Below are 20,748 nucleotides of genomic sequence, written 5' to 3'. Positions count from 1 at the left end.
CTTTTACCTGCGGTCGAAAAGCTTGCCAAGAATGAGACCCGCAAGGAACGCTATCAGGAGACTGATAAACGGCTTTTCCTGTATAGTGTGCTCGACGTCATCCATTTTTTCGTGGCCCTTTTTCCTCGCGGCCAAAAGCTCGCTGCGAATGTCCCCGAGAACCTTCTCCTTCGCGCTGTCCGTCTCGTTCTTCCCCTTTTCGAGCAGAGACTTCGCTATCTGGGACAGGTCGGTCCTGAGCCTGGCGACGTCTTCCCTCAATGTTTCTATATCCTGCCCGAGTTTTTCCTGAGCCATAACTATCACCCCGTTTTTAAAATTACTAATATAATTTTAACACCTTATCGGCGAATACATACCGTAATTTTCGGAACGGCCCCGGTTCAGGGGAGGGCGGAGGGCCTTATAGAGCGCCGCACCCGGGTGCGGCTGGATATCAGTTTTCGGGCTGGTAGCCCGATATCTGGGCGAGCCTTTCGAGACTCATCGTGCCCTGGTAGTAGGCCCCGTTTATCTCCCAGGTCGGGTAGTTCTGGATGCCGCGTGCGAAGCAGAGGGAAGGGTTCGCGTCCGGCCCCTGCGGGTGGCACTCGACGTAAGTCACGTATTTGAACGCGTCGCCGAAGAGCTTTTTCTGCTCCATGCAGTGGGTGCATTTGAACGAGCCGTACATCACCGCGCCCGTCTTGCCGAGATGCTTCGCGAGCCCCGTCTGGTACGGGTCCGACGCGGCCGCGCCAGCCGAATCGCGGAGGTGCTCACCCTGCATCACGGCCGCGCCGAAGAACACGACGCCCGCAACGACGAGGCCGAGCCCGAGGGCGCGAAGCCCGTTCATTTTGGGGTGCTCGGTCTTTTTCAGGACGAGGGTGAGAATAAAAATGGCGGTGATTATAAAGGCCGAAACGACGCAGTACATGCATATAGCGTTTATGACGAAGAGCTCAAGGTACGTGAGATAGAGCGTGAACACGAATCCCGCGAGCGAGAGCACGAACAGTATCAGCCATCTCTTTTTACGGGCCATCGATAGGAGAGATACCGCTAATATCGCGCCGTACGCGGCCACACCGTACGCCGCCACGGGGATACCGAGCATTTTGGCGAAGGCGCTCTGCCTTACGACGTCGCAGTCCGTGCCCGCCGTGCAGAACGCGGCGTGCCCGCCGCCCGCGTCGACGTATGTAAGATACAGGGACAGCAGTATGCCGATGGCGGAGAGTATCGTGATGGCAAGCAGATTATAGTTCTTCTTTTCGGTTCTCTTTTGGCTCATCTTGGATATGTCTGGGCTCCTCGATTATTTATAACCCGGTGCGGAAAATCAATACCGGAATATGATAACCGGCGCGCCGTCACAGGCAACAAAAAGGTTTTCAGTCCTCGTAGAACCTTCCCCCGCCGACGGCGGTGTTCTTGAGCGAGACGGGCGGCGTATAGCGCGTTCCGTACCTTACGCTCAGGTTGTGGAGCTTCTTTAAAACGTCTCCCGTGCCGACAGTATCGACGTACCTGAAAGGCCCGCCCCTGTACGCGGGAAAGCCGAGCCCGAGCACGGCGCCGACGTCCCCGTCCCTGGCGCTCTCGATCACCTCTTCCTCGAGGCAGCTCATCGCCTCGTTCACGAGCGCAAGGACGAGCCTGTCCTGTATGTATTCCTGCGATATGCCGTCCGTGTCGTCCTCGTGGAGCGACAGCAGCCTGCTCACCGACCTGTCGAGCCTCTTCTCGTCGCGGTGGTACCTGTAAAATCCCGCGCTGCTCCTTACCCCCGTCTTCCCCTCGGAGACCATCTGGTCCAGCATGGCCCGGGGCTTCGCGTATTCAGGCGAATGGCCGTATATCGCGACTGCCCCCTGCTTCACGACGTCGAGCCCGACGTCGTCCATGGCCGAAAGCGGCCCCTCGGGGAACCCGAACTGCACCATCGCGTCCTCGATGTCCTGCGCGCCCACGCCCTCGCCCAGGAGCTGAAGCGCCTCGGCGAAGTAGGCGAGCTCGACGCGGGTGAGGTAGGAGCCCGCCTTGTCCCTTACGACGAGTGGCGTCCTCCCGAGGAGCTTTACGAGCTCGAACGTCTCGGAGACCGTTTCGGGGGACGTGCCCTCCCCTATCGAAATCTCTATGAGGTCGGAATCGCTGACGGACCCCGACATGCGCATCCCTATCACCTTCCCGGGGTTCTTCGAGCCGCCCGATATACTCGATACAGGAACGGCGTAGGAATTCGAAACGTAGACGAAATCGCCGCCAGAAAGGGCTTCCACGTCCTTCAATATCCGCCGCTTCACCTCCGGATCTTCCCCCGCCGATTCGATGACGATGTCGGCCCGCCTGAAGCCTGAATAATCCGCGGCGGCGCTTATGAGGTCGAGCTTTCTCTCGGCGTGTATGGAATCCTCTTCGCGGCCGGACGCCTTGCCCATGAAGTAGTCGTAACATTCCCTGAGGCTCTTGCCGACGCTGGCGTCGTCCCTGGCCTTCAGCCTGACGCGTATGCCGCTTTCGGCCGCGAGGCACGCTATACCGGGGCCGAACGGCTCGCCGCCCGCGACGGCTATCTTGGAGGGCTTCTTCGCGGCCTTGCCCGCCGTCTTCGAGAACCTGCCGTCGTTCCTCACCTCGTCTATCGCGACGGCCGTCCTTATGAGCTGCTTCGCGTAGCTCGTCACCGCGAGCTCGCCGAAGTAGACTGACTCGACGTGGAGCCCCCGGTTAAAGCTCGCGACCCCTATTTCGAGCGCCTCGACGGCCATCCTCGACGCCGTCAGGTGGAGGCCGCCGTTCTCTCTTATATCTTTTTTAGCCTTGTCGAAGGACATCTTCCTCGACACGGGGTTTTCCTTTAAGAGCGCATTCGCCACCCCGCCGAACCTGAACCTCCGGGGCTTGAGCTCCTTTGCCGAGAGCTCGAGCGCCCGCTTCCGGGCGGTTTCGCGGAGGAGCTCTGGAGGCACGATTTCGTCGAGGAGACCGGCCTGCCGCGCGTATTCGGCGTCGAGCGGCTCGCCCGTCAATATCATGTCGAGTGTCTCCTTAGTGCCGACGAGCCTCGCCAGCCTCGGCATGCCGCCCGCGCAGGGTATGAGACCGTTTTCAATTTGATTCAGCCCGAGCTCGACTCCCCTACCGTTGGAACCGATCCTGTACTTGCAGGCTATTATCAGCTCGAGCCCGACGCCGAGGCAGGCCCCGTTGACGGCCGCCACGAACGGGGCCCTCGAAGCCTCTATCCTCTCGGATATCTCCTGCGCCTTAAGGCTGTACGACCGTCCTTCGTCCGCGAGTGTGAATTCGAGATACTCGCCCGCGTCGGCCCCGCTGATGAAGCTCCAGTCCTTGTCGCTCGCTATCACGACGGCCCTTATCTCGTCGTCGCTTTCGATCATGTCGAGGTCTTTGTCTATCTTGTCCAGGAGCTCTTCCATGGCGAGATAGTCCTCGTGCCGTAGCCTGTTGACGACGCTTCCGGGGGTGTGGACGACGAGCGTCGCTATCCCGTCGCCGTCGACGGTGGAGGAAAGGCTCCCCGTTTTCTGCTCGCGTTCTTTAGTCGTCATTCCTTCTCCAGGACAATCGAAACCCCGAGCCCGCCCGCGGCGGGGAGAGCGACGAGCCCGAACTGCCCCTTCCTCCTGGTCATCCTGTAGACGAGGGTCGTGACGAGCCTCGCCCCCGTTGCCCCGAGCGCGTGTCCCAGGGCGATGGAGCCGCCCGAAACGTTGAACCGCTCCATGTCGATTTCGCCCACGGCTTGCGAACGGCCGAGCTTTTCCCTGGCGAAGCTCTTCGACGAAAGCGCCTTTACGCTCGATATCACCTGGGCGGAAAAGGCCTCGTGCATCTCGACGAGATCCACGTCGCCGAGCGTTATGCCGGCCCTGTCGAGCGCCTTTACGATGGCGTAGACGGAGCTCATCAGGAGCTCGGAGTCGGGGTTCGAGGCCGAGTACGCATAGGACCTTATGTACGCGAGCGGCCTGTAGCCGAGTGCCCTGGCCCTTTCCTCGCTCATTAGCAGCACGGCCGCCGCGCCGTCGGCGATCGGGGCTGAGTTACCGGCCGTGACCGTGCCGAACTCCCTGTCGAAAAGGGGCGGGAGACCGCCGAGCGCGTCCATGCTCGCGTTCCCGTCTATCGAATTGTCTTTTCTTATCGCTTCTTTAAAATGCGGCGGTATGAAGGTGTGTATTATCTCGTCCTCGAAAATGCCTTCGTCTTCCGCGCGGGCGGCGAACGTGTGGCTCCTGAGCGCAAAGCCGTCCTGCTCGGCGCGGCTTATCTTGTAGTCGCTCGCCGTCTTTTCGGCTGCCTCTCCCGTCGTCAGCCCGGCGTACCTCTCGGGCATGACGGCGAGCACGGGGCCGTGCCCCGAAGCGCCCATCCTGAAGAGGGGACTCACCTTGTCTATCAGGTTCTTCCCCTTCGCCGGCTCGAGCCCGGCGGGCCTTCTCGCGGACGAAAAGAGGTACGAGCCTTCGGAAGCGCATTCCGCCCCGCCCGCTATGACGGCGTCCGCCGCGCCGGAGAGTATGCCGTCCACGGCGTTCGTGATCGCCTGCATCGAAGACGCGCAGGAGCTCGAAACCGTAAACGCCGGCACGCGGTCCGGTATCCCGGAGCCGAGGGCGACGTCCCTCGCGATGTTGGGTGTCCTGACCGACGGCATAACGTTGCCGAAGACGAGCGCGCCCACGTCGGCCGGGTCTATCTCCGTCCGGTTGACGAGCTCGGTCACAGCTATCTTGCCGAGGTCGAGAGGGGTAAGGTCCCTGTAGATCGTCCCCGATCTGGCAAAAGGCGTCCTAAGGCCGGATATGATGGCGACGCGCTTTCGGTTATCGGGTTGGCTCACAGGAGGCTCCGCTGAAATAATAACTATCTATTTTATCTGCGACTCTCGGGATAAGAAAGCGAATATTTAACGACGGTTAATAAACCGTGCGCGAGAGGCGCCCGGTAACGGCCGGAGGAGTCCCGTCACTCCGCCCCCGCCCGGCTTTTGGCCCTGAGCTTTAATTCGATGAACTTCGAATGGTCGATGTTGAGCATGTTGAGGAGCTTACGGGCGACGTAATTCTCGAACCTGTCGAGCGTCCCGTCGGAGTAGATCACCTCCCAGACGAGCTCCATTATCTCGTACTTCTCGTCGTTCCCGAGGCTCCGGTTTATGATGCTGGTGAAGTGCCAGAGGTCCGTCGCGTCCTTCCTTTCGGCGACCGAGCCCGCAATAAGCTCGCCGGCCTCCCGGTCCGTCATGGAGAACCTCTCCTTAAGAACGTCCACGATCTTCGCCCTCTCCTCTTCGGAAAGGGTCTCGTCCGCTGTCGCGGCCTCCAAAAGTATCACGCAGGTGGCTGTCTTGACCCTGTCGCCGGGGCCGGATTCGGCCCGGCCGTCCGCCCCTCCGCCGCCTTCGAATAGTCTTCTGAATACGCTCAGCATCTCTTCTCCCTCGCCGGCCGGCCACGGAAATGACGGGACGGCCCGAATTTATCAATATTATTTGGACATGAGGCGGCTAGTCAAATAATCGCCCCCTCCGCCCGCCGGAATCTTGCGAAGAGGTCCAAACCATGTAACATTATCTGAGCAAATTCCGGAGCTAACGGCCATGACTTTCCCAGAGCAGCTGAGAGCGAGACTCGACGCCATAATATCTTCTTCCGAAACCAAGCAATCGGCCCTCATACCCGTCCTGCGAGAGATTCAGAACGAGTACGGTCATCTCTCCAACGAATCGATGGAGAAGACGGCCGAGATGCTGGACCTTCCCCCTTCGAGCGTCCAGAACGTGGCGACTTTCTACACCATGTTCTTCAGGCAGCCCGTAGGAAAGCACGTCATATGGCTGTGCCGAACCCTCGCCTGTGCCCTCCGGGGGGCGGAGCAGATGGAGCACCACGTGTGCGAGCGGCTGGGGGTGAAGTTCGGCGAAACCACGGCGGACGGCAAGATAACGCTCATGGAAGCGGAATGCCTCGCGTCGTGCGGCACCGCCCCCGTGATGCTCGTCGACGACACGCTCGAAGAGAATCTCACGCGGGAAAGGGTGGACAAACTCCTGGACGAGCTCGGAAAAGACTGACCTGCCCGCCATGGGTGATTAACATAACGGCGGCGCGGCCGGACACTCGGCATGGATTTCAAACAGACAAGAGAGCACGCTCTCGAAATGTATAAAGAGGCCGTCGAAGCGGCCAACCCGAAGAAATGTGTACTCGACCACGTGAGGCTCATGGGCTCGACGCTCATGGTCGATTCGGCAAAGTACGACCTCGACGAGCACGAATCCATATACGTCATCGCGTTCGGCAAGGCCGCGAGCTCGATGGCCGAGGCGATCGAGGAAGTCCTCGGCGACAGGCTCACGGGCGGTCTCGTCGTTTCGAATACGCAGCCCGAAAACCCTTACAACAAGCTGGGATTCTACCTTTCGAGCCATCCGATACCGGACGAAAGGAGCGTGAACGCCGCGAAGGAAGTCGTCGCGATCCTGGAAACCGCGGGCGAGAAGGACCTCGTCATATTCCTCATATCCGGCGGAGGGAGCGCGCTCCTGGCCCTGCCCGTCCCGGGGATATCCATCGAAGACAAGGAAAAGGCGACGGTAACGCTACTCAGGTCGGGCGTCGACAAGTACGGCTTAAACGCCGTAAGGAAGCACATCTCCCAGATTAAAGGCGGGGGACTCCTTAAAAAGGCGCTCCCGGCGAGGGTGATAACCCTCCTCCTTTCGAACGCGGTAAGCGACAGGCTGGACGCCATAGCATCGGGGCCGACGGTGCCCGACCCGACGACGTTCGAAGACGCCTGGCGCGTAATCGAGGCCCTCGGCATCGAGCACAAGCTGCCGCCGCACGTCGTCGTCCACCTCGAAGAAGGCCGCCAGGGGAACGTCCCCGAGACGCTGAAGGAAGGCGAGATAGACCCCGAAAAGGTCCAGACGCTCATCGTCGGCAGCAACTTCAAATCCTTAAAGGCAGTCCAGAAAAAGGCCGAAGAGCTCGGATACAATACCCTCCTCCTCTCCTCGCAGATAAGAGGCGAAGCGAGGGAGGTGGCCAAGGTAGTCGCGGCCATAGCGCTCGACGTCGAGAGGTTCGACATCCCTGCGGCAAGGCCCGCCTGCATCATATTCGGCGGCGAAACGACTGTCACGGTCCACAGCTCCACTGCAGTCGGAATGGGCGGCAGGAGCACCGAGACGGCGCTCTCGTTCGCCATGGAGATAATCGGACACGACATCACGGGGCTATTCTGCGACACCGACGGCATCGACGGCCCGATAGACGCCGCCGGCGCGGTATGCGACGGGCAAAGCAGGCTCACGGCAAGGGCGATGAACGTGAGCGCGCGCGAGCACCTCGCCCAGAACGACTCCTACGACTTCTTCGACAAGCTCGGCGACCTCATCTTCACCGGCCCCACGGGCACCAACGTGATGGATATAGGGATTGTCATTATAGGATAATCCCCCAGGCCACGGAGGCGGCCGGATGAAATACGCCGTAATATCAGACATACACGCGAACTTGGAAGCGCTCCTCTCCGTTTTGGCGGAGATAGACTCTCTCCGCCCGGACGCCGTAATATGCCTGGGCGACATAGTCGGTTACGGGGCCGACCCGAACGCATGCGCCGATATAATAAAGGAGAGGAAAATCCCGTCCGTCATGGGGAACCACGACGCCGCGGCGGCGGGCGTGACGGAGCCCTGGAATTTCAACGAGGCGGCGAGAGAGGCCGTCCTCTGGACGAGGGACGAGCTCACGGACGAGAACAGGGATTTTCTCGCCGGGCTCCCGGACAGGATAGAGACGGAGGATTTTCTGGCCGTGCACGGCGCTATATCCGATCCGGACAAATACATACTCTCCTACCGGGACGCCGAGCCCGAGTTCGGCCTCATGGGCGATTACAGGCTCTGCTTTTTCGGGCACACGCACGTCCCGGCGGACCACGAATCCCCCGCCGGGCCGGGGAGGCGGCTCGTAAACCCCGGGAGCGTCGGACAGCCGCGCGACAGGGACCCCCGCGCCGCGTTTCTGGTCTACGATACCGAATCCGGTATCGAGCGCAGGCGCGCCGAATACGACATACGCTCGGCCCAGAGGAAAATAACCGGAAGCGGGCTCGACCCGCGGCTCGCCGAGAGGCTGTCTTACGGTTATTGAGGCCCCGGGACATTTTTGTTTGAAAAAAGGAGGACTGGTGTTTTAATATACAAGCTATGGAGATGCTCAGCCGCTCACTTCCCCAGAATATAGAGGCCGAACAGGCGGTGCTCGGCGCGATACTCATCGAGAGCACTTCCATCAACCAGGTCATGGAGGTGCTGACCCCGGACGACTTCTATAAAGACGCCCACAAAATCATTTACGGCGCCATGATAGAGCTCGACAGGGAGAACAAGCCCATAGACCTCCTCACCCTGTTCGACCACCTTAAAAACAACGGCAACCAGCTCGAAGACGTCGGCGCGAGCAGCTATCTGACGTACCTTACGGAGCTCGTACCCGCGACGGAGAACGTCACTTATTACGCCCAGCTCGTGAGGGAAAAGGCGATAATACGAAATCTCGTCACTGCGGCGACGGACATAGCCCACCGCGGCCAGGACGGCGGCATAGACATAGACGAGTTCATAGACAGGGCCGAGCATACGATACTCGACATTGCTCAGAACAAGATAAAACCGAGCTTTTACGATTCGAGGCACCTCGCCTCGGCGGCGCTCGACATAATAGAGACGCTCCACGCGAGAAAGGAGCTCGTCTCGGGGGTGCCCACGGGGTTCGAGAGGCTCGACTACATGACGACGGGGCTTCAGCCGTCCGACCTCGTCATCGTGGCCGCGAGGCCCGGGCTCGGGAAGACGTCCTTCTGTCTCGACATCGCCTCGAACGCCGCTCTTCACGCGGACAGGTCCGTCGGCATATTCTCTCTCGAAATGACGAAGGAGCAGCTCATGCTGAGGCTGCTCTCGATGAAGGCCGTCGTCAGCTACTCGCACATAAGGAGCGGGTACATAAAGGACGAGGAGCTCGAAAGCCTCGTCAAGGCGGCGGACGACTTCAGCCGCGCGAAGATTTATATCGACGACACGCCCGCCATAACCGTCCTCGAAATAAGGGCCAAGGCGAGGCGCCAGAAACGCGACAAGGGGCTCGACCTCATAATCGTCGATTACCTCCAGCTCATGCGGGGGAGCAGGCGGTCCGAGAGCAGGGAGCGCGAGATAGCCGAGATATCGGGCTCGCTTAAGGCCCTCGCCAAGGAGCTTAACGTCCCCGTGATAGCCGTATCCCAGCTCAGCAGGCAGACGGAATCCCGCGCCGACAGGCGGCCGCAGCTCGCGGACCTCAGAGAAAGCGGCGCTATAGAGCAGGACGCGGACCTCGTCATGTTCATACACAGGGCGGACGCGTACAAGAGGGGCGACGAGGAGAGGGACGGCCTTGCCGAGCTCATCATAGCCAAGCAGCGTAACGGCCCCGTGGGCACGGTGAAGCTCACGTTCCTCGACAGCTCGCGCGGCGTCCCTACATTCAAGGACAGGGACGAGACATACGACGACGAGGCGATGTAGGAAAGTGTCCGCTACGTGAGCGGTCCCGAAAAACCCGCGAGATTCTCCGTAATTCGATGTAGAGTTATTATTCCGCCGGTAACGGCGATTCAGACCAGCATCGGCACTACTACGGCCGGCGACTTGACTTCTTTCCTGAAGAGCTTCTCGTCCTTCTGCCAGGACATGAACTTGCCGAAGAGCCCGGCGAGCTTTTCGTTCACCGAGCTCCAGCCCGGGTCCCAGGCGTAGTCCTTCTTCCTGCCGTAAAAGAAGGCGTCGGCGAATATTTTCCTCTCGACGGGGAAGCCCTTTTCGGCGATCCAGCCCGTCCGGACGCTCGCGTACCCGGCGCCGAAGGCCATGGAGAAGGTCCCTTCGAGGCCGAGCTTCTCCGCCGCCCGCGTGGCGAGCTCGATGTAGACGTAGAGCGCCTCGGGGGTCTTGTATCCCTTTTCGGAGAGCTTTTCGTCCATCCTGATGAGGTTCTTGACGAAGTACATCGGGTAGTACGTGGGCGAGTAGCCGGAAACGGATTTCGTCGGGCTTTCGAGGGGCCGCCTTATTATGACGTCTTCCTCTATTACGCCTATCATGAAGTCGGACTTGTCGAAGCCCCCGATGTCGCCGGCGCTGCGGAGCGATGTCCTGACGCCATCCCATTCCCTCTTCGCGATAAAGAGCGCCCTTTCGAGCCTCTCCTCTCCCTTCTCGTATTCCCTGTCTTTAAGAAATTCTTCGAGGTCCATCCGGTTTCTCTCCCGTCGTGAGAAGTAATATACCCTGATATACGGCGTTCTCAATCCACCGCACCCGAAATCCGCGCCCGCACGGGGGAGGCGCGGACGGCCGCGTTGTGTTTCGGGGGCGGGTGTAGTAATATGAGTCTTCACACACCTAAAGGAGGCCGCGTCATGCCTGTTCTCGTCACGGGGGCCACGGGATTTTTAGGCTCGCACATCGCAAGGAAGCTCGCCCGAAGGGGCGAGGAGGTGAGGATACTCGTCCGAAAGTCGAGCAAGACCGTCAACATCGACGACATCGACGCCGAGAGGGTATACGGCGACGTTACGGACATGGAATCCGTGAGGAAGGCGATCGAGGGATGCGACACGCTCTACCACGCGGCCGGGCTCGTCTCGTTCAAGCAGGCCGATTACAGGAAAATGGAAGAGGTGAACGTAGGCGGGACGAACAACGTATTCACGGCCGCCCTCGAAGCCGGTGTGAAAAGGGCCGTCTACACTAGCAGTGTCGCGGCGATAGGGCTTAGGCCAGGAAAGGAGCTCGCCGACGAGAACACACCCTTCGACCCGAAAAGCACCGACATCCAGTACATACTGTCAAAATACCGCGCCGAGCAGGAGGCGCTCAGATTCGCCGAAAAAGGCCTCCCGGTGGTCCTCGTCAACCCCTCGATAGTCATAGGGGCGGGCGACGTTTACGTATCGACGACGGGGATAATACTCTGGTACTGCAAGCGGAGGCTCCCGGGATACACGGACGGCGGGATTAATCTCGTGGACGCCGAGGACGTAGCCGAGGGACATCTCCTCGCCGCGGAAAAGGGACGCGTCGGCGAGAAGTACATTCTGAGTAACCGCAACATAACCATCAAGGAGCTCTTCGAGGTGCTGGAGAAGGTGACGGGAATCCCGAGGCCGAAGCTCAAGATTCCCTACCCCCTCGCCTACGCCGGTGCCTACATAGCCGAGAAGATATTCGGCATATCCGCGCCGAATTACGTCGCGATGGACATCGACTCCATAAAGGGCTCGAAGCACTTCTGGTACTTCGATAATTCCAAGGCTGTAAGGGAGCTCGGGTTCGAGCCCGTCCCGCTCGAAGTGACGATAGAGAGGACGGTCAATTGGTTCAGGGAGCACGGGTATCTTTAGCCGCTGACGGCGGCGACGCGCGCGCTTCAGGTGTGAGCACTTACGGCACCGTTTTAGAGGCTCTCTTTATTTGTGCCCGATTGCCCGTTAATATAATCTTCGTTTATGCCGGGAAATTCCTTCGGACAACTGTTTCGCATAACGACCTGGGGCGAGTCGCACGGCGCCGCCGTGGGCGTCGTCGTAGACGGCTGCCCGGCAGGGCTCGAGCTTTCGCCCGCCGACGTGCAGTTTGAACTGGACCGCAGACGCCCGGGACAGAGCAAGATTACGACCCAGCGTAAGGAGCCCGACACCGTCGAGATACTCTCCGGCGTATTCGAGGGAAAGACCCTCGGCACGCCCATATCCATGCTCGTAAGGAACACAGACGCGATATCGAAGTCATACGAAGACATAAAAGACACCTACCGCCCGGGACACGCCGACTTCACCTACGATGCCCGCTTCGGATTCAGGGACTACAGGGGCGGCGGCAGGTCTTCGGCCAGGGAGACGGTCGGCAGGGTCGCCGCCGGGGCCATAGCGAAGAAGATACTCGGCCTCCAGGGCATAACCACCCGCGGCTTCGTCAGGAGCGTCGGGAAGATAGTCGCGAAGAAAACGGACTTCGACGAGATAGAAAGGAATATAGTCAGGTGCCCCGACGCGTCCAAAGTGGACGAGATGATAGAGCTCATCGACAAGGTGAGGCGCGAGGGGGACTCCATAGGCGGGACGGTCGAGGTAATAACCAGGGGCCTTCCCCCCGGGCTCGGGAGCCCCGTATTCAACAAGATAGACGCCGACCTCGCCGCGGCGCTCATGAGCCTCGGGGGAATAAGGGGGTTCGAAGTCGGGCTCGGCTTCGAGGCGTCGAAGAAGAAGGGCTCACAGGTAAACGACCTCCTCTACAAGGACAAGGACGGGAAGCTCGCGTTCAAGACGAATAACGCTGGGGGCCTCCTCGGGGGAATAACCAACGGGGCGGACCTTATCGTCCGCATAGCCATAAAGCCGACCTCATCCATATCGAAGGTACAGAAGACGGTGGACAAGTGGGGGAACCCGAAGGAGCTGGTGGTCAAGGGAAGGCACGACCCGTGTCTCTGCCCGAGGGCAGTCCCCATAGCCGAGGCCATGGTCAACCTGGTGCTCGCCGATCATCTTCTAATGTCGAGAACGGCCAGGATCTGACGCAGCCCCTTTATCAATATCTGCCCCTATCTATATCTGCCCCGGATTATTCACTCCTGGTTCGTGTGGTGATGGAGCACGTCCCGCGACATTATACGTGCGTCTCGTATTACACTTCACGGTCAGTGTTTGGACTACAAGCCGTTAACATTGTTTCTACACCCGCCGTCCGTTCCCCGTTCACGAGGTCTGCTTATTTATTACGCCTAATGTATTGAAACTAATTACAAACTGCACTAGACTTCCCAAATAGATGGGGATACTCCTTTCGAAAAAGGCAAACCGCGCGAAAGCGCGGGACGCAAAGCCTCAAGCCTAAGGGCGGTCCTGTAACCGGGCGTCTATGGCGGTTGGGTTGCCGACAGTAGACAACTTGCAATAATTGCAATAATCGATGATAATTATACAAAAGCTGTAAACAATATTCTTAAGTATATTAAAGAATATTGGCAAATTTAGCTACCCAAAGAGGCGACAGCATGGGTATTGTAATCAGGGAGAACAAGGATCGTCGCAAAAACGACCGCGTCCCGGCGAGCTTCAAGGTTTATTCCCGAAATACCGGAAAGCTTATAGGCACAGCCAGGAATCTATCCCTCGATGGGCTCTTCGTCGAAACGGACGAGAGCTATACCCCGGGCACGAAGCTCCTCGTCGAATGCGACCTTTCCGAATGGTCGCTCCCGGTAAAAGTCTACTGCGAGGTCAAGCGAGTCGAACCCGAAGGCGACCTGCCCGCGGGGATAGGCCTCAAGTTCGTAAACCTATACGATTCGGACAGGATGAAGCTCGAAAACTTCATCGCCAATAACGAAAACAAGCTCAATTCCGACGAGTACTACCTCTCGGACTTCACCGACATTCCCGACAGGGACCTCTTCAAGAAAACCGAAATATTCTGGCAGTACAAGCTCGACATGGAATCCAAGGGGTACATCAGGTACAGAAGGCCCCTCGCCTCCCCGTCGGCCAACAGGGTGATCATAGACGACGACTTCACCGGAAAGAAGAAAGAGATGATAATGATGGGCAGCAACAACTACCTCGGCATCACCTCTCATCCGAAAGTCGTCAAGATCGCGCTCGAAAACCTTCAGAAATACGGCGCGGGCGCGGGCTCGGTGCCGCTCCTCGCGGGCACATACGACATACACAGGCAGCTCGAAATGAAGCTCGCCGAGGTCAAGGGCTGCGAGGACGCGATAATCTTCCCCAGCGGATACGTCACCAACCTCGGATGCATACAGGCCCTCGTAAAGAACGACGACCTTGCCGTCATAGACAGGCTCGCGCACGCGAGCATCATAGACGGCTGCATGCTGTCCATGGGCAAGTTCAGGACGTTCAAGCACTCGGACGTCGATAGCATGGAGGGCGTCCTCAAGCGAAACCGGGACAACTTCAACGGGAAACTCGTGGTAGTGGACGGCGTATACAGCATGGACGGCGACATCGCCCCCCTCCGCCAGATAACGGAGGTGGCCCACCACTACGGCGCGAAAGTGATGGTGGACGAGGCCCACGCCACGGGCGTAATAGGCGACAGGGGACGCGGCACGCCGAACTACTTCAAGATGGAGCCCGGCGACGTGGACATCGTCATGGGCACTTTGAGCAAGTCCCTGGGCGGCATCGGGGGCTTCGTGGCCTCGACGAAGGAGGTCGTCAATTATCTCCGCTATTACACGAGGTCCTTTTTCTTCTCGTCGAATTTCCCGCCTTCGGTGGCGGCGTCGGTGCTGGCGGCGATAGAGGTGATGGAGACGGACGTCGAGCTCCACCGCAGCCTCTGGCGCAACATCAAGTACATGAGGGAGGGCCTGAAGGCGCTCGGATTCGTCACGGGCCCCAGCGAAACGGCCGTCATACCCGTGCTCATAGGCGAGGAGCTCAAGCAAAAGAAGATGAGCAGGAGGCTCCACGAAGCGGGCCTCTACGTAAATGCCATCCCCCACCCTGCCGTGCCCAAGGGGCAGGAGAGGTTCAGATTCAGCATGATGGCCACGCATACGATGGAGGACATGAACGAGGCGCTCGACATAATAGGCAGCCTCGGGAAGGAGTTCGGCGTCATAGGCAGCGCGCCCGTGAGGAATATCCCCGAGGGCGCGAGGTATAACGTAAGGGAGATATCTTCGCCGGAAGACATGGAAAAGTCTGTCAGGCTTTCCTGGGACGTTTACAGGGACTACCCGGCCTGGGTGCCGTATTTCCTTATAAAGGACCAGGTAAAGCTCGTCTCGTACGATTATTATTACTTCAGGAAGGTATACGGGAAACGCTTCGTCGCCGAGGAAAACGGCCGCATGGTCGCGACGATGAGCGCCTTTATCGACAACTACTACAACGATTTTCACAACACGAAGGCGGGCTTCGTCGGGTTCTTCGAAGCGCTGCCGTTCAAGGAAGAGGCCGTCGGCGGGCTCTTCGCGGCGGCCGAGGAATTCCTCGCAAAAGAAGGGGTGCGGCAGATAATAGGCCCCGTAAACGGCATATTCGGCCTTTTCGGCGGCGGGCTCCTTTCGAGTAATTACGGCAAGGTGCCGTCGTTCCTCCAGGTTTACACCCAGCCCTATTACCACGACTACTTCAGGGCCGCGGGGATGGCCCCCATAAAGAAGCTCCTTCACTACACGATAGACTTCATGTCCGAAGACAACGCCGCGAGGATACAAAAATACGCAAAGGGATTCAAGGCCCACCGCGTCAAGATAAGGCAGATGAAAAAATCCGAGTGGGAGAGCGAGGTCAGGGGCGTCGTCGACGTCTTTAACCGCTCGCTCGCCTACCTCTGGGGCAACGTCCCCCTGGAATACGACGAATTCATAGAGATAGCGGACGAGTTCAAGGCGCTCATAAAGCCCGAGTTCTGGCTCGTGGCCGAGGCGGGCGGAAAGACAGTCGGCTTCATAGGCGGATTCCCGCAGTACGCCCCCGTCTTCAGGGGACTCGACGGCGAGATGAAAGCACACAGGCTCCTTAAGCTGCCTCTCAATATGAGGGGCATAAAGGAAGGCGTTCTCATGATAGAGGGGCTCCTGCCGGAATACGCGGGCTCCGGGCTCGGTACGGCGCTCCTCGCCGGCGTATGCGCGGCGATGATGGAAAAGGGTTACGAGAAAGCCGCCGGCACGTGGGTCCTCGAAGACAACCCCGGCTCGCGGCGCATGGTCGAAAAGCTGGGCGGCAGGGTGGACATCCACTGGGACGTGTATGGAAAGCAGATAGAGGCGAAAGATAACTATAAGGGGTTAACAGAAATAGAGTAATGCCGGCTACCGACAAGGACAGGCTGAAGAAATCGGCTTTCAGCGTTTTGGCCTTTCTTCTGCTGATATTCTGCATAGGAAATCTCGTACTGGGAATCACCTGGATAGGCAGGTCTTATCCCGGGTTTTTCTTTTACGGCAACATGGTCGTAACGGACATAACCCCCGGCGTCGAGAACGGCGAGCAGCTCATGAGGTTCAAGGACAGGGTTCTCGAGGCAAACGGCGTCCGCATAAACAGCCCGGACGAGCTGCTTGGCATTACCGACGCGCTCCCCGTAGGGACCGACGTCGAATACACGATAGAAAGAAACGGCTCGAGCTTTAGGGTCGGCATACCTGTTCAGACGTTCACCGCCCGCGACTTCATACAGATGTTCGGCGTTATATTCCTCATGGGAGCGGTGTTCTTCATAATAGGGGCCATCGTTCTCAGGACAAAGCCCAATGCCCGCGAGAGCAGGGCGTTCTTCCTCTTTTGCGCCGCCATATGCGTTTGGTTCACGGGCTCCTTCGACGCGCAGGCGTCTCACATCCTGGAGCAGCTTATCTTCTTTGCCTGGGTCTTCAGCCCCGTGGCGGGCATACACCTCATGTTCATATTCCCGTCGGATACCCGCATAAAGGCGTCGGCTCAGAATATCGTATCGCTGGTGTTCCTGTTCATCTCGGCGATGCTCTTCATACTGCAGTTCATATTCTTCCATTCATACGACGTCTGGAAATACATAAACACGGCGACGTGGATGTACGTCGTCCTGAGCACGTTCATATTCCCGGCCTCTTCGCTTATGACCTATCGCCACCCGGCCTCGGCCCTCGCGAAACAGAGGGCCCAGATAATCCTGCTCGGATGTATATTCGGCCTCCTCGTGCCCGCCGCGGCTGCGGCCGGCGTTACGGTCTTTAACGTAGACATGCCGTACAACCTTATGGCGCTTCCGGTCGTTATATTCCCGCTGTCGATAGCGTACGCCATAGTTAAGCACAAGCTCTTCGACATAGACGTCATACTGGAGAAGGCTCTCACGTACGGCCTCCTCACCGGGGCCGTCGTCGCGATGTCGGCCCTTACGATATTCGCGTTCAACGTCGTTTTCGCACGGTACGGCGGCTGGCGCAACCCCGCCTTCTTCGTCGTCCTGAGCGCCTTTCTGGTAATAGCGCTGAACCCGCTCAAGAACCGCATACAGGACTTCGTGGACCTCACGTTCTTCAGAAAGAAATACGACTACAAGCGCACCGTCGAAGAGGTCAGCTACGCGATGACCTCGCTCCTCAGCCTGGACAAGATCGTAGACAAGATAATCTCCATAATCGAGAGCACGATGTTCGCCTCGCCCGTCCTCGTCTACATATACAACCAGGACACCGGCGCATACGAAGCATACGTCAAGGACGGGAGCGACATCCCCGCCGGGGCGGCCGGGCCGATAGGAGAGGACAGCGCCCTCGTCCGCGAGCTCAACCAGCAGAAAAAGGAGCTTTTCAGGGAAGACCTCATCTCGGACGACAGGTACAGGCAGGATTCCGAGGAGCTCCTGGACGAGTTCGACAGGTTCACGGCGTCTCTCTTCGTGCCCGTTTTCTTCAAGAGGCAGCTCATAGGCTTTATAGTCCTCGGCGAAAAGAAATCGAGGCTCTCCTACACGTCCCGCGACGTGAACCTGCTCAGAATACTCGCGAACCAGAGCGCCATAGCCATAGAAAACGCGCTCGCGTTCAAGCTCGTCGAGGATTACGCCAAGAAGCTCGAAAGGACGAACGTCGAGCTCAAGGATATGCAGACCCAGCTCGTACACGCGGAGAAGATGTCCGCGATTGGCCAGCTCGCGGCCGGCGTGGCCCACGAAATAAGAAACCCGCTCAACATAATAGAGGGCGCGCGCTACTACCTTTCGACCTACATGGTCAACGAGGAAAACTCCGAGACGGTCGGGGAGTACCTCGACTACATCAAGCAGGAGATAGACAGGACGAACAGGCTCATCGACAGCCTTCTCAAGTTCTCGAAGGCGGAGCCGCCCTATTTCGAGAAAGTGGACGTAAACGCAGTTCTCGAAAACGTGGTCATCCTCGTAAGGAAGCAGCTCTCGGACAACGACGTAAAGCTCTCGACGAAGCTCGATCCGGGAATCCCGCTTATAATGGCGGACCCGAACCAGCTCTGGCAGGTTTTCATAAACATCATATTGAATGCGATACAGGCGATGCCGAAGGGCGGCAGTCTCGTAGTCGAGACGTCGCTCGGGTACTCGGATTCGGGCCCGACGCCGTCCCGGAACGTATGCATAAGCTTCGAGGACACCGGCGTCGGCATAGCCAATGAGGATATATTGCGCATTTTCGATCCATTTTTTACGAAAAAAGACATGGGAACCGGGCTCGGCCTTTCGATAGCGTACAAGATAATCGAGAAGCATTCCGGCCGGATTATAGTGAGCTCGGAGAAAGACAAGGGCACGGTATTCACGATTGAACTTCCCGCAAATAATCTTAATATTAAGGTAGGAGAGGCGAATGGCTGAGAATCTGAAAAGGGTTCTTGTCGTAGACGACGAGCAGCTCATTTTGAAAATCATCTCCGACATTTTGACCAAGGAGGGGTACGACGTCCTTGTCGCCAACAACTGCGAAAAAGCGGCGGAGCTTCTGAAAACCACCCGGTTCGACGTCGTGCTTTCCGACATCAAAATGCCGCTCAAGAGCGGTATAGATCTCCTGGAGGAGATAAAAAACAAGGACCCGAACATACCCGTAATTCTGATGACCGGGTTCGCATCGCTCGAGACGGCCGTCGAGGCCGTCCAGAACGGGGCGTTCGACTACCTGATCAAGCCACTCGATTACGGAAAGCTAAAGAGCGTGATCGAGCACGCCGCGGACAGGTACGAGCTCTACAAGGAAAACACGCGGCTCCTTAAAGACCTGAAGGAACTCAACACGAATCTCGAGAAGAAGGTCAGGGAAAGGAACAGGGAGCTCGAAAACACACTCAACAGCACGATAGAGAGCATCATAACGACGGACCGTGACCTCGTCATCGTGAGCTCCAATCCCAAGACCGCCGAGATATTCGGAAAGGAATGCAGGGGCGAGAAGCTGAGCTGGCTCTTTCAGGGCATAAATTTCGAGACGATAATCCCCAAGATACTGAGCGACACCTCCTACTCCACGAAGCACGAAATAAAGTACGAAGGCAAGTTCCTCGAAGTCTCCCTCTCGCCGCTCCGCGACTTCGAATCGGGCGAGATATTCGGGGTCATCGCCGCGACGGAGGACATTACCGAGAAAAAGAAGCTCGAAGCCCAGCTCATACATTCGGCGAAGATGTCCGGCGTGGGACAGCTCGCGGCCGGCGTCGCGCACGAGTTCAACAACATTCTCTCCGGGATAATCGGCTACACGAGCCTCGCCCTTACGAGGAACGACCTCGAAAGCATAAAGAAAGACCTCCACATCATAGAAAAGGCCTCCGACAGGGCCGTCGAAATAGTGAACAAGCTGCTTTCATTCTCGAGGCAGAAAGGCGAGAAGTTCCAGGTATCGCAAATAGAGAACGTCATAGACGACGCCCTCGGACTCGTCGAGCATACGTTCGACACGGAGGGGATACGAATACTCCGGAGCTACGAGAACGTCCCTCCGATAAGGCTCAACCTGGGCGAGCTGCAGCAGGTATTTTTAAACCTCGCCATAAATTCCAAGCACGCAATGCCCAACGGCGGCGCCATAGCCATAAGCACGAAGCTCGCAGACGACTTCGTGAGAATCGATTTTTCGGACACGGGCGTCGGCATATCCCCGGAGAATCTTTCGAGGATATTCGAGCCCTTCTTCACGACCAAGACGGGCGAAGGCCCCAGGGACGGGACCGGGCTCGGCCTCTCCGTCATATATGCCATCATCGAAAGACACGGCGGACGGATAGAGGTGTCGAGCGAGGTAAACAAGGGCACGACGTTTACCATATACCTCCCCAACGTGCAGTCCGCGCCGAAGGCATCCGAGCAGTCCGAGGCCGCGCCGGGAAAAAACCCGGGCGGGAGGGTGATAGAGCTCAGGCGGAAGGGGAACGTCCTCATAGTCGACGACGAGGAATTCATAAGGGACATAGTGAAGGAATGCCTCACCAGCACCGGGCACAACGTCATCACGGCGGGGAGCGGCGAGGAAGCCCTCGACCTCCTGAAAGAGAACCACTTCGACATAATGTTCCTGGATTTCTCCATGCCGAGCAAGGACGGGCTCGAGCTCCTCAGGGAAATAAAGGCCATAGACCGGAACGCGAACGTCGTGATAATAAGCGCGAGGCCCGAGGAGCAGCTCCCTGACGAGCTCTCGGACGAGGGCTCTTACAACATTATCAAAAAGCCCTTCTCCGTCGATCAGATACAAAACGCCGTTAGCAGGGTACTCGGGGCCGAAGCCGCGAGCAGGTAAGCTGCGTGCGGTATAATAGCTCCATGACCCGAAATTACAGATTCACCATATTCGTAAACGACGACGAGATATACTCGGGCGACTTCGGAGAGGTCCCCGAGAAAAAAAGGGCGTCCATAACGGACGACCTCGCCGAATGGTCGGGGTCGCTCGGCAAGAGGGGCCTCAACGAGCTTATCTATTCCCACCTGGCCTGGTACGATGAGAAGGACCTTTTCTGCTCGGAATGCGGCGCAAGGGACGAGAACGGCAGCGGCGAGGGCGCGAAGTGCGCCCGCTGCGGGGGCGCACTGGTAACGAGATACGTCCACGAAAGAAGCAAGCGGCTCGACATGATAATGACCTGCGTCGGGATGATAACGGAAGTAAAGATAACCGAGTCGTAGCGGGG

Annotated in this window: 16 protein-coding genes and 1 riboswitch; of the genes, 10 read left to right on the top strand and 6 right to left on the bottom strand. The window is 58.3% G+C overall.

Going from position 1 to position 20,748, the window contains the following annotated elements; genetic code table 11:
• Window positions 1–3: 3 nt before the first annotated feature.
• The 5 genes from PKC29_03490 to PKC29_03470 all read right to left on the bottom strand — a co-directional run bounded on the left by PKC29_03490 (window position 4) and on the right by PKC29_03470 (window position 5,445).
• Window positions 4–297: a hypothetical protein gene (locus PKC29_03490; protein HML94476.1), complete on the bottom strand. Its 294-nt coding sequence runs from the start codon at window positions 295–297 to the stop codon at window positions 4–6.
• Between the two features lie 139 nt (window positions 298–436).
• Window positions 437–1,276: a vitamin K epoxide reductase family protein gene (locus PKC29_03485; GenBank protein ID HML94475.1), complete on the bottom strand. Its 840-nt coding sequence runs from the start codon at window positions 1,274–1,276 to the stop codon at window positions 437–439.
• Between the two features lie 100 nt (window positions 1,277–1,376).
• The gene (locus tag PKC29_03480; protein HML94474.1) at window positions 1,377–3,560 is read right to left on the bottom strand and encodes an enoyl-CoA hydratase-related protein; all 2,184 of its coding nucleotides are present in this window, start codon (window positions 3,558–3,560) and stop codon (window positions 1,377–1,379) included.
• A complete protein-coding gene (locus PKC29_03475; GenBank protein HML94473.1) occupies window positions 3,557–4,855 on the bottom strand; it encodes an acetyl-CoA C-acyltransferase in 1,299 nt (432 codons plus the stop codon). Before PKC29_03475 ends, PKC29_03480 begins: the two co-directional genes overlap by 4 nt.
• Window positions 4,856–4,980: 125 nt before the next feature.
• Window positions 4,981–5,445: a TerB family tellurite resistance protein gene (locus PKC29_03470; protein ID HML94472.1), complete on the bottom strand. Its 465-nt coding sequence runs from the start codon at window positions 5,443–5,445 to the stop codon at window positions 4,981–4,983.
• 169 nt (window positions 5,446–5,614) lie between these two features.
• Between PKC29_03470 and nuoE the strand changes: the two genes are divergently transcribed.
• The 4 genes from nuoE to dnaB are packed head-to-tail and all read left to right on the top strand — an operon-like array spanning window position 5,615 to window position 9,592.
• Entirely contained in the window at window positions 5,615–6,088 is a 474-nt protein-coding gene (nuoE, locus tag PKC29_03465) for an NADH-quinone oxidoreductase subunit NuoE (protein ID HML94471.1), read from the top strand.
• 51 nt (window positions 6,089–6,139) lie between these two features.
• Window positions 6,140–7,474 (top strand): glycerate kinase, encoded by a 1,335-nt coding sequence (locus PKC29_03460; GenBank protein HML94470.1) that lies wholly within the window; start codon window positions 6,140–6,142, stop codon window positions 7,472–7,474.
• Between the two features lie 25 nt (window positions 7,475–7,499).
• Complete coding sequence (locus PKC29_03455) at window positions 7,500–8,177, top strand: metallophosphoesterase family protein (protein ID HML94469.1); 678 nt, start codon at window positions 7,500–7,502, stop codon at window positions 8,175–8,177.
• Window positions 8,178–8,233: 56 nt separating this feature from the next.
• Window positions 8,234–9,592: a replicative DNA helicase gene (gene dnaB, locus PKC29_03450; GenBank protein ID HML94468.1), complete on the top strand. Its 1,359-nt coding sequence runs from the start codon at window positions 8,234–8,236 to the stop codon at window positions 9,590–9,592.
• Between the two features lie 89 nt (window positions 9,593–9,681).
• Here the strand turns inward: dnaB and PKC29_03445 are convergent, their stop codons facing one another.
• The gene (locus PKC29_03445) at window positions 9,682–10,320 is read right to left on the bottom strand and encodes a hypothetical protein (GenBank protein HML94467.1); all 639 of its coding nucleotides are present in this window, start codon (window positions 10,318–10,320) and stop codon (window positions 9,682–9,684) included.
• A gap of 165 nt (window positions 10,321–10,485) precedes the next feature.
• Here PKC29_03445 and PKC29_03440 point away from each other — a divergent pair, with 165 nt between their 5' ends.
• From PKC29_03440 to PKC29_03415, 6 genes are all read left to right on the top strand, one after another.
• Complete coding sequence (locus PKC29_03440; protein ID HML94466.1) at window positions 10,486–11,469, top strand: SDR family NAD(P)-dependent oxidoreductase; 984 nt, start codon at window positions 10,486–10,488, stop codon at window positions 11,467–11,469.
• A gap of 105 nt (window positions 11,470–11,574) precedes the next feature.
• Complete coding sequence (gene aroC / locus PKC29_03435) at window positions 11,575–12,645, top strand: chorismate synthase (GenBank protein ID HML94465.1); 1,071 nt, start codon at window positions 11,575–11,577, stop codon at window positions 12,643–12,645.
• A 266-nt stretch (window positions 12,646–12,911) separates the two neighbouring features.
• Window positions 12,912–13,008, top strand: a riboswitch (cyclic di-GMP riboswitch).
• Window positions 13,009–13,124: 116 nt separating this feature from the next.
• Window positions 13,125–15,914, top strand: coding sequence for an aminotransferase class I/II-fold pyridoxal phosphate-dependent enzyme (locus PKC29_03430; protein HML94464.1), 2,790 nt, complete (start codon window positions 13,125–13,127; stop codon window positions 15,912–15,914).
• Complete coding sequence (locus tag PKC29_03425; protein HML94463.1) at window positions 15,914–18,442, top strand: ATP-binding protein; 2,529 nt, start codon at window positions 15,914–15,916, stop codon at window positions 18,440–18,442. Before PKC29_03430 ends, PKC29_03425 begins: the two co-directional genes overlap by 1 nt.
• Window positions 18,435–20,357, top strand: coding sequence for a response regulator (locus PKC29_03420; GenBank protein HML94462.1), 1,923 nt, complete (start codon window positions 18,435–18,437; stop codon window positions 20,355–20,357). Before PKC29_03425 ends, PKC29_03420 begins: the two co-directional genes overlap by 8 nt.
• Window positions 20,358–20,380: 23 nt before the next feature.
• Window positions 20,381–20,743 (top strand): hypothetical protein, encoded by a 363-nt coding sequence (locus tag PKC29_03415; protein HML94461.1) that lies wholly within the window; start codon window positions 20,381–20,383, stop codon window positions 20,741–20,743.
• Window positions 20,744–20,748 lie beyond the last annotated feature (5 nt).

The sequence above is a fragment of the Thermodesulfobacteriota bacterium genome, assembly GCA_035325995.1.
Lineage (GTDB): Bacteria > Desulfobacterota_D > UBA1144 > Nemesobacterales > UBA2774 > JADLGH01.
This window is presented reverse-complemented; position numbering and strand designations above follow the sequence as displayed.

Coding starts and splice junctions, on each gene's coding strand:
- PKC29_03480 (HML94474.1), bottom strand. CDS start 3,560: ATGACGACTAAAGAACGCGAGCAGAAAACGGGGAGCCTTTCCTCCACC.
- dnaB (HML94468.1), top strand. CDS start 8,234: ATGGAGATGCTCAGCCGCTCACTTCCCCAGAATATAGAGGCCGAACAG.
- nuoE (HML94471.1), top strand. CDS start 5,615: ATGACTTTCCCAGAGCAGCTGAGAGCGAGACTCGACGCCATAATATCT.
- PKC29_03445 (HML94467.1), bottom strand. CDS start 10,320: ATGGACCTCGAAGAATTTCTTAAAGACAGGGAATACGAGAAGGGAGAG.
- PKC29_03415 (HML94461.1), top strand. CDS start 20,381: ATGACCCGAAATTACAGATTCACCATATTCGTAAACGACGACGAGATA.
- PKC29_03440 (HML94466.1), top strand. CDS start 10,486: ATGCCTGTTCTCGTCACGGGGGCCACGGGATTTTTAGGCTCGCACATC.
- PKC29_03485 (HML94475.1), bottom strand. CDS start 1,276: ATGAGCCAAAAGAGAACCGAAAAGAAGAACTATAATCTGCTTGCCATC.
- PKC29_03425 (HML94463.1), top strand. CDS start 15,914: ATGCCGGCTACCGACAAGGACAGGCTGAAGAAATCGGCTTTCAGCGTT.
- PKC29_03470 (HML94472.1), bottom strand. CDS start 5,445: ATGCTGAGCGTATTCAGAAGACTATTCGAAGGCGGCGGAGGGGCGGAC.
- aroC (HML94465.1), top strand. CDS start 11,575: ATGCCGGGAAATTCCTTCGGACAACTGTTTCGCATAACGACCTGGGGC.
- PKC29_03430 (HML94464.1), top strand. CDS start 13,125: ATGGGTATTGTAATCAGGGAGAACAAGGATCGTCGCAAAAACGACCGC.
- PKC29_03455 (HML94469.1), top strand. CDS start 7,500: ATGAAATACGCCGTAATATCAGACATACACGCGAACTTGGAAGCGCTC.
- PKC29_03460 (HML94470.1), top strand. CDS start 6,140: ATGGATTTCAAACAGACAAGAGAGCACGCTCTCGAAATGTATAAAGAG.
- PKC29_03420 (HML94462.1), top strand. CDS start 18,435: ATGGCTGAGAATCTGAAAAGGGTTCTTGTCGTAGACGACGAGCAGCTC.
- PKC29_03490 (HML94476.1), bottom strand. CDS start 297: ATGGCTCAGGAAAAACTCGGGCAGGATATAGAAACATTGAGGGAAGAC.